Source organism: Neisseria sp. P0001.S005, from assembly GCF_051963715.1.
The window spans coordinates 1-344 of sequence record NZ_JBQCTZ010000829.1; the positions used below are offsets into that span (position 1 = coordinate 1).

The 344-nt window shown below is 56.1% G+C and carries 1 protein-coding gene; it reads left to right on the forward strand.

All coding sequences use genetic code 11. The annotated features are described in order from the left end of the window. On the forward strand, window positions 1-344 hold a 344-nt coding region (locus ACTHSP_RS23085), incomplete at both ends, for an alanine:cation symporter family protein (RefSeq protein ID WP_440347136.1).

Sequence of the window (344 nt, forward strand, 5' to 3'; positions counted from 1 at the left end):
GCATTCGTTACCGGCTTGGCCAGCCGCGTAGGCGTGGGCAACATCGCCGGCGTGGCGATTGCCATCAAACTCGGCGGACCGGGCGCGGTGTTCTGGATGTGGGTAACCGCCTTAATCGGCATGAGTTCGGCGTTTGTCGAATCTTCACTGGCTCAACTCTTTAAAATCCGGGACTACGACAACCACCACTTCCGCGGCGGCCCTGCCTACTACATCACTCAAGGCCTGGGACAAAAATGGCTGGGCGTTTTATTCGCCCTGAGTCTAATTTTCTGTTTCGGCTTTGTATTTGAAGCCGTACAGACCAATACCATCGCCGATACCACCAAAGCGGCATGGGGCTG